The organism is Stenotrophomonas sp. 2YAF22, assembly GCF_052114665.1.
Classification (GTDB): Bacteria; Pseudomonadota; Gammaproteobacteria; order Xanthomonadales; family Xanthomonadaceae; genus Stenotrophomonas; species Stenotrophomonas indicatrix.
In genome coordinates, this window is the sequence record NZ_JBFRFE010000880.1 from 1 (window position 1) to 1,249 (window position 1,249).

Here is a 1,249-nt window from a genome sequence, read left to right on the forward strand (position 1 = left end):
GAGCAGGGGGCGGCGCCGTCGTCGTTACTGTGCTGATCCAGCGGGCGCTGGTTCAGCCGCGCGGGGACCTGGTCTTCTTGCCGCCGTGCGGCTTGGCCTCGCGGGCAGTGCGGGCCAGCAGGATTTTCTCGTCCAGCGGCGCCTGACCGCTGGCGCGCTGCTGGCGGAAAAACTCCCGGGCCTCGTCCTGGCGCGTCTTCTCGGCCCCGGTGGCGATCGCAGCGCGCAGGTGTTCGGGTCCGTAGCCGAACGCGTCCACAAGGTCGAGGGCATGGGGACGGATCTTCACGAGCAGCCGGTTGATGTACTCGCCCACGGTGCGGGCGCGCTGCATTGAGAGCCGGCCGTTCATCAGGTACCACGCCAGGTTCTCTTCAATCAGCGACAGGCCGAACAGGTCCCGCAGCCACGTCAGGACCGCCCTGGTGCCGGGGTCCGCCACGTTGCCCAGCGCCTCGGTGAACGCCTCCCACTGCAGCAGCTCGGCGTGCGCCTGCGCCGCCTCGATGAGCTCGTTCTGGTGGCTGTTGAACAGCGCCGCGGCCTGCTGCTGGGGCAGCTTGTTGGCGCCCTTGAGCGCCGCGCCGACCTCGGCCACCATGGCCTGGACGCGTTCGGTCAGCAACGCCCGCTGGCCGGCCTCGTCCTTGATGGCGCTGGCAGCCTTGTGGACCGAGCCGGAGTCGGCCACGAACTGTGCCACACCGCGCAGGCCGGTCCGGTGGATGGCCACGCCGGTGGCCTGACCGACCACGTAGCGGGCCAGCACGCCGAAGTCGACGTTGCGGAATTCCTTGGCGTAGTCGGCCAGGAGTCGTTTGGCCACGAGCTGCAGCAGCACGGTGTTGTCGCCCTCGAAGGTGGCGTAGACGTCGAGGTCGGCGCGCAACGAGGCGAACCGGTTCTCGATCAGGAAGCCGGCGCCGCCGCAGGCTTCGCGGCACTCCTGCAGGGTGTCGAGGGCGTGCCAGGTGCTGAGCGCCTTGAGCGCGGCGGCTAGGGTTTCGAGGTCCTGGCGGTCCTCGTCGGTGTCGTTCCGGCCGGAAAAGACGTCGTCGAACTTCTGCAACAGCTGTTCGCTGGCGAAGCTCGCGGCGTAGGTGGTGGCGAGCCGGGTGAACAAGCGGCGTTGATGCCGCTGGTAATCCAGCAGGACCTCCTCGTCAGTGGGTGAGGAGGCATTGAACTGGCGGCGCTCGGCGGCGTACTGGATGGCGGTCTTGAGGGCCAGCTTGGATGCGGTCACGGC

General features: G+C 68.9%; 1 protein-coding gene. It reads right to left on the minus strand.

Translation table 11 applies throughout. The annotated features are described in order from the left end of the window. Window positions 1-52: 52 nt before the first annotated feature. The coding region (locus AB4Y84_RS21940) for an acyl-CoA dehydrogenase family protein (protein ID WP_442250969.1) at window positions 53-1,249 on the minus strand (1,197 nt) is incomplete at its 5' end.